8 protein-coding genes are annotated in these 6099 nt (G+C 78.0%); 4 read left to right on the top strand and 4 right to left on the bottom strand.

Annotated elements, in window-relative coordinates:
* Positions 1-978 (top strand): hypothetical protein (locus tag KK617_RS11270; RefSeq protein ID WP_277500102.1); only part of this gene is annotated, 978 nt, incomplete at its 5' end.
* Here the strand turns inward: KK617_RS11270 and KK617_RS11265 are convergent.
* Positions 900-1628, bottom strand: a complete 729-nt coding sequence (locus tag KK617_RS11265) for a hypothetical protein (RefSeq protein ID WP_277500101.1) — start codon at positions 1626-1628, stop codon at positions 900-902. The genes KK617_RS11270 and KK617_RS11265 overlap by 79 nt on opposite strands.
* Positions 1629-1747: 119 nt before the next feature.
* Between KK617_RS11265 and KK617_RS11260 the strand changes: the two genes are divergently transcribed.
* Positions 1748-2425 carry a TetR/AcrR family transcriptional regulator gene (locus tag KK617_RS11260; RefSeq protein ID WP_277500100.1) on the top strand — a complete coding sequence of 226 codons (678 nt, stop codon included), beginning with the start codon at positions 1748-1750 and terminating at the stop codon, positions 2423-2425.
* Between the two features lie 35 nt (positions 2426-2460).
* Positions 2461-2808 carry a TraR/DksA C4-type zinc finger protein gene (locus tag KK617_RS11255; RefSeq protein WP_277500099.1) on the top strand — a complete coding sequence of 116 codons (348 nt, stop codon included), beginning with the start codon at positions 2461-2463 and terminating at the stop codon, positions 2806-2808.
* Here the strand turns inward: KK617_RS11255 and KK617_RS11250 are convergent.
* The gene (locus KK617_RS11250; protein ID WP_277500098.1) at positions 2805-3251 is read right to left on the bottom strand and encodes a hypothetical protein; all 447 of its coding nucleotides are present in this window, start codon (positions 3249-3251) and stop codon (positions 2805-2807) included. The two genes, KK617_RS11255 and KK617_RS11250, sit on opposite strands and share 4 nt — an antisense overlap.
* 92 nt (positions 3252-3343) lie before the next feature.
* On the opposite strand from KK617_RS11250, the gene KK617_RS11245 reads away from it, so the two are divergent.
* On the top strand, positions 3344-4588 hold the full coding sequence (locus tag KK617_RS11245) for an MFS transporter (protein WP_277500097.1): 1245 nt from the start codon (positions 3344-3346) through the stop codon (positions 4586-4588).
* A gap of 63 nt (positions 4589-4651) precedes the next feature.
* On the opposite strand, the gene KK617_RS11240 is transcribed toward KK617_RS11245, so the two are convergent.
* The gene (locus KK617_RS11240) at positions 4652-5179 is read right to left on the bottom strand and encodes a GNAT family N-acetyltransferase (RefSeq protein WP_277500096.1); all 528 of its coding nucleotides are present in this window, start codon (positions 5177-5179) and stop codon (positions 4652-4654) included.
* Positions 5179-6081 (bottom strand): oxygenase MpaB family protein, encoded by a 903-nt coding sequence (locus tag KK617_RS11235; protein WP_277500094.1) that lies wholly within the window; start codon positions 6079-6081, stop codon positions 5179-5181. Before KK617_RS11235 ends, KK617_RS11240 begins: the two co-directional genes overlap by 1 nt.
* Positions 6082-6099 lie beyond the last annotated feature (18 nt).

Below are 6099 nucleotides of genomic sequence, written 5' to 3'. Positions count from 1 at the left end.
AGCCGGCGGGTCGGTACGGCGGCCGTCGCCCGCGCGCGCACCGCCGGGCTGCTCCAGGCCGCGTGCCTCGTCGCCGGCGGGGCCACCGCGGCGCTCGTCGTGGCCGTCGCCCGGGCCGACGACCTCCCCGCCGGGGTGGTCGCGACCGCGCTGACCGTCACGGGGGCGCTCGCCGCGCCGCTTGCCGGCGTCGGGCGGGTGGCGGAGCTGCGGCAGAACTTCCGCGCCGCGCGGCGGGTCGTCGCGCCGCACCTCGGCGAGCCCCCGGGGCCGGGCGGTCCGTCGGCTTCGGTCTCGCGGTCGTCGGCCCCGCGGTCGCCGGTCTCGCACGTGGCGGGCGACGCCGAGCGCGTGTTCGTGCCCGGGCTGCTCGACGCCCGGCCGGGCGACCGCGTGCGCGTCGTCGGCCCCGACGCCGCGACGACCACCGCGACGCTGCTCGGGCTCGTCGCGCCCGAGCCGGGCCACGAGGTCGTCGTGGACGGGTGGGACTGCGGCCGGGTCGCCCCCGCCGTGCGCCGGCGGCTCGTCGGGCTGGCGGCCCACGACGTACCGCTCGAGCGGGGGACGCTCGCGCGGGCCGTGCGCTACCGCCGCCCGGACGCCGACGACGACGCCGTCACCGCGGCCCTCACCGCCGCGGGGCTCGACCCCGTGCTCGCGCGGCTGCCCCGGGGGGCGCGCACCGAGCTGCGCCGCGGCGGCCACCCCCTGACCCCCGCCGAGGTCGCCCGGGTGAAGGTGGCGCGGGCGGCGCTCGGCGCCCCCGTGCTGCTGGTCCTCGACCGCATCGACGCCGCGCTCGACGCCGCGGGCCGCCGCCACCTGCGGGCCCTCGTCGCCGCGCACCCGGGCGTCGTCGTGTTCGTCTCGGACACCCCCGAGGAGGTCGCGCCGGGCTACCGCACCGTCGAGCTCGACGCGGAGGGGGGAAGCGTTCGCGCCGGGACCGCCAGGGTCGCCGGCGCCGCGCCCTGACCCTGCGCCGCCCCGGCGCGGTCGGCCGCGAGCAGCAGCAGGCCCACCGCGGCCAGGACGCCGTGGGCGACGCGCCCCCCGGGCGGCAGGAAGAACTGCGGGAGGTACGTCGCCAGCGCCACCGCCGTCAGCACCAGGCCGGCACCGGCGAGGGGGCCGGGGCTGCGCCGTACCGCGACGACGACCAGCCGCGCCCCCGCCACCGCCAGCGCCACCCAGCCCAGCGCGAAGAGCGTCACCGCGACGGGCTCGTAGCGGAACAGGTCGGCCGCACCGTCACCCGCGCTCAGCACCGCCGCGTCGCCGGTCTCGACGACCCGGCGACCGACCGCGTGCAGCCCGTAGGCCTCGGCGCCGTAGTAGGGCAGGAGCAGCGCCGTGGCGACGACCGTCGCCCGGTGCGCGGCCCGGTCGACGGCCGACAACCCGGCCGCGACGAGCACGAGACCCGCCATGGCGAGCACGTGGGCCCACAGCCAGGCCGGCCGGGCGTAGAGCTCCGCGGCCGCGAGGCCGTCCTCGACCGCAGAACCGCGCAACGCGGGGTACGCCGCGAGCGCGGCAGCGGCGAGGGCGAGGAGTGCTGCGGGGCCGGCGGATCGTGCGGGCAGCCCGGCGTTCGGTCCGGCAGTAGGCGGGTCGGGCTCCATGGGTCCTCCGGATGTGAGCGGTGCTCTCTGAATGCGTCCAGCGTGACGCAGACCCATCTCGATTGCAAGAGCGGCGCTCACATTTGTCACGGGCGCTCACTCCTGCCACGATGCGGCGGATGAGCGAGCGCCGCACCCCCCGCCAGATCGCCCGCGAGGAGACGCTGGTGCGGATCAAGACGATCGCCCTGGCCCAGCTGGCCGCCGAGGGGGCGCCAGGCCTGTCGCTGCGCGCGATCGCGCGGGAGCTCGAGGTCGTCTCGAGCGCGGTGTACCGCTACTTCTCGGGACGTGACGAGCTGTTGACCGCCCTCATCGTCGACGCGTACGGCGACCTCGCCGCCCGGCTGGAGGCGGCTGGCTCCGGGCGGGGGTCCGCCCGCGCGCGGTGGACGGCGACCTGCGACGGGCTGCGCGCGTGGGCCGTGGCGGAGCCCCACCGCTTCGCGCTCGTGTACGGCTCGGCCATCCCGGGCTACCGCGCGCCGGCGACCACGATCGAGCCGGCCGCGCGGGTGGTCCGGGCGTTCGCGGCCGCCGTACCCCCGTCGGCCCGGCGGGCCGCGAACGACGACCACGCGGTGTCGCGCACGCTGGCGCCCCAGCTCGCCGGCACCGCCGAGGTGCTCGACCTCGACCTGGAGCCGCCGGTGGTGCTGTGGCTCGTCGGGGCGTTCGCCCGGGTGCTCGGGGCGCTGACCCTGGAGCTGAACGGCCACCTGGTCGGGGGCTTCGAGCCCGCCGACGATCTCTTCGAGGCCCTCGTTGCGGCGGAGGCGGCCGCCCTCGCCTGGTGAGCCGGCGTCGGCGGCGGGCGTGGCAGGCTCGGGGGGTGAGCGGTACGACGGACGCGCTGCGGGCGGAGCGGGCCGCCGTGCTCGCGCGCATCGAGCGCCTGCGCGTCGACCACGCCGGGTTCGTCGCCGCCAGCCGCGACAGCAACGCCGACGACGAGCACGACCCCGAGGGCGCCACCATCGCCTTCGAGCGCGCCCAGGTCGAGGCGCTGCTGCGCGAGGCCGAGCGCCGCCTGGCCGACGTCGACGCGGCGCTCGAGCGTGCCGGCACCGGCGGCTACGGCACGTGCACCGTCTGCGGGCGCCCCATCGACCCCGCCCGCCTCGAGGTGCGGCCCTCCGCGACGACCTGCGTCGCCTGCGCCCCGGCGCGCCGGCGCTAGGTCCGCTTCCTCCCGCGCGGCGTCTCCACGGCCCAGACGTTGCCCCACGGGTCGATCTCGAGGCGCACCCGCCGCTCGGCGGGGGTCGAGAGCGTCGAGGCCAGCCAGACGATCGCCCACAGGCCGGCGGTGAGGAGCGTCAGGACCGCGTGCCACCCGTGCGAGACGCGGCCGGGATAGCCGAGGACCGCCCACAGGTGGTCCCGCTCGCGCACCACCGCGCCGGCGAGCACCTCCTCCGACACGGCCTGGCGCAGCAGCGCCTCGCGGCGGGACGGCTCGAGGGACGGGCCGGCGTCGGGGCGCTCCGAGCGGCGCAGGGCAGCAGGATCCCGCGCGTACACCGCCGGCACCCACGAGCGGCCCGACCACCGCGTCCACCGGCGTCGTCGTTGCTCCCAGCGGAGGTCGCCCACCGCCCGCGGCGCCGTCGTCGTGCTCATGGCGGCACGGTAGGGCCGGCGCCCGGCTCGCGTCCGGCATTCCGAGGACCCCGCTTGACCTTGACGCAACGTCAACCCCCGAAGGTGGCCCCATGACCACCAGCACCCCGCGGCCCGTCGCGGTGCCGTTGTACGTCGGTGGGGCGGCGCTGTCGCTCTTCGGCAACTCGGCGATCTCCATCGTCCTGCCGTGGCTCGTCATCAGCACGACGGGCGATCTCTCGTCGGCGGGCGTCGTGGCGGCCGCCTCGGGCATCGCGGCGGTCCCCGCCACCTTCCTCGCGGGCCAGCTCGTCGACCGCCTCGGGGCGCGGCGGGTCGCGGTGGTGGCCGACCTCGGCAGCGCGACGGCCGTGGCGTCCCTCGCGGTGGTCGACTGGCTCTGGGGCCTCGACCTGGTCTGGTTCATCGCGCTCGGCGTGGCCGGGGCGGTCTTCGACGTGCCGGGCATGGGCGCGCGGCAGGCCCTGCTCGCCGGCGTCGCGCAGGTCTCCGGGGTCCGCACCGACCGCGTCGCGGCGATCTACCAGGGCGCGTTCTCCCTGGCCTTCCTCGCCGGCCCGGCCCTCGCCGGCGTGCTGCTGGCCTGGTGGGACCCCGTCGACGTCGTCTGGTTCACCGCCGCCTGCTCGGCCGGCGCCGCCCTGCTCACCCGCCTCGTGCCCGTCGCCGCGGCGCCCCCGATCGCGGCGGAGGACGCCGGGCTCAGCGGCCTGGGTGTCCTCCTGCGCAGCCGCGCGCTCGTCGCCGCCGTGGTCATCGGCTTCGCCTCCGCCTTCGTCTTCTCGCCGCTGCTCGCCGTCGTGCTGCCGGGCCACTTCACGCGGCTCGACGCGCCGGGCCTGCTGGGGGCGAGCATGTCGGCGTACGCCGTGGGGTCGCTCGTGGGCGCGGCCGGCTACGCCCTGGTGACGCGGCGCTCCCGACGCCTCGCCTACGTGCTGGGCCTGGTCGTCATGAGCGCGGGCGCCTGGCTGGTCGCGCCGCTGGGCGCGGGCGGGTTCGTCATGGCCGGCATGGCCGCGATGGGCCTGGGCGGTGGGCTCTTCGGGCCCGTCTGGAACGTCTACATCGCCGAGAGCGTGCCGGCCCACGTGCGCGGCCGGGCCCTGTCGTGGCTCAACGCCACCAGCCTCGTCGCCGGGCCGCTCGGGCTCGGCGCGCTCGCCCTGCTCCTCGACGGCACGGGCGACCTCGGCCTCGCGGCCGTGCTCGTCGCAGCCACCTGGACGCTCGCCGCCACGTGGGCCGTGCTCAGCCGCGGTGGGCGGGAGCTCTCGGGCCCGGCGCCCGCCGTACCGGCCGACCAGCCCGGGCTCGAACGCGACTCGTGGTAGCAGCGCCACGGAATCCCTGGCGCTCCTCCCACGAACCGGGGCCGGGGACGGTCCGCTCCCGGCTCACGGCGCCGGCAGGTCGATCTCGAAGTAGTACGACGTGACGTCGGGCCCGCGCCGCTCGTGCCGGTCGAACCCGACCGACTCGTAGAGCGCGACGGCGGCCTCGTCGGCGCTGGTGGTGGTGAGGTCGAGGTACGTCGCGCCCCGCTCGTGCGCGTGGGCCATCGCCGCCCGCAGGAGCACCCGCCCGTGCCCGCGACCGCGCAGCGACGGCACCACGTAGAGCTCCGCCAGGTAGGCCTCGTCGGCGTCCTCCCACAGCGACGGCCGCAGCCGCAGCAGGGCCAGCCCGTGCGGGCCGGGCGGGCCGGGCGGGCCGGGCTCGTGCGCGTCTCCCGCCCCGGCGCCGTCCACCTCGAGCAGCACCACCGCCGTGTCGTCGCCCAGCAGCGCGCGGACGCGGTCGGCGAGCCAGTCCTGGGCGGGCGCGGGATCGTCGTACTCCGCGTTGAAGGCCCGCAGCAGCCGCGCGACGTCGGCGGCGTCGCCGGGGCCGGCCACCCGGGTGCGCGCGGCGCCCGGGCGCATCAGTCGACGGCCGCGGTGCGGCCGGGCGGCTCGGGGCTGTGGCGGTGCACGGGGCACGTCGGCGCGAAGGTGCCGAGGCGGTCGACGCGGAACCCGGCGGGGTAGCTGCGGCCCCGCGCCGTGCCGACCAGCGACCGCGGCCGTCGCCGGGCGGGCAGGAGCGCCACCGTCCGGGCCCGGGTGCGGAGCGCGGCGAGCGTCGCGCGGCGCACCCCCGGACCCGGGTCGGGGTAGCCGAGCGCCTCGCGCAGCGGCGCGTCCATCAGCGCCAGGGCGGCCGCGTGCACGAGGTGGTGGGTGCCGGCCGGGCCGAAGCCGGCGACGAGGTGGAGCAGCGCGTCGGCGACCTCCCGGGCGCCCGGGTCGTGGCCGAAGTGCTCCCGCTCGTGCTGGTCGACGAGGGCGGCGAGGTCGGCGTAGGTCGTCGGCAGGCCGCCCACGTGCATCCGCCGGGCCACGTCGCGGTGGTAGCGGATGCTGGCCTCGAGCTCCGCGCGGGTCAGGGCGCGCCAGCCGTGCCGGGCGATCCACCGGGCGGGCACGACGACCTGGGTGGCCAGCGCGTAGCGCAGGTCGTCGTCGGCGATGTCGTGCATCGCGTGCATCTCGTTGATCCGCCGGAAGGCCGTGCGTCCCCGCACGCTGTCGAGCCCCTCGACGAGCGGCACCTCCATGAGCAGGGCGGTGTCGTCGTACCGCTTCCGGGGCCGCTGCCGGAACTCGCCCGTGCGCGCCAGCAGCCCCCCGATGCGTGGCACGGCGAGCGTGCGCAGCTGGGCCGCGACGGCGGCGACCTCCATGTCCCACGGGAACTCGTGGAGCACCGTGTTGCGGTGGATCTCGGCGTAGTCCGTCGCCGGGTCCAGGCGCGCGACGCGGCGCCGCCGGCTCGACAACGCCACGACGACCACCTCCGGTGT

The organism is Nocardioides sp. ChNu-99 (assembly GCF_029493445.1).
Taxonomy (GTDB): domain Bacteria; phylum Actinomycetota; class Actinomycetes; order Propionibacteriales; family Nocardioidaceae; genus Nocardioides.
This window is presented reverse-complemented; position numbering and strand designations above follow the sequence as displayed.

What these genes read in the sequence shown, in the direction of transcription:
- KK617_RS11265 (WP_277500101.1), bottom strand. Translation starts at nt 1,628, where the DNA reads ATGGAGCCCGACCCGCCTACTGCCGGACCGAACGCCGGGCTGCCCGCA.
- KK617_RS11260 (WP_277500100.1), top strand. Translation starts at nt 1,748, where the DNA reads ATGAGCGAGCGCCGCACCCCCCGCCAGATCGCCCGCGAGGAGACGCTG.
- KK617_RS11250 (WP_277500098.1), bottom strand. Translation starts at nt 3,251, where the DNA reads ATGAGCACGACGACGGCGCCGCGGGCGGTGGGCGACCTCCGCTGGGAG.
- KK617_RS11245 (WP_277500097.1), top strand. Translation starts at nt 3,344, where the DNA reads ATGACCACCAGCACCCCGCGGCCCGTCGCGGTGCCGTTGTACGTCGGT.
- KK617_RS11240 (WP_277500096.1), bottom strand. Translation starts at nt 5,179, where the DNA reads ATGCGCCCGGGCGCCGCGCGCACCCGGGTGGCCGGCCCCGGCGACGCC.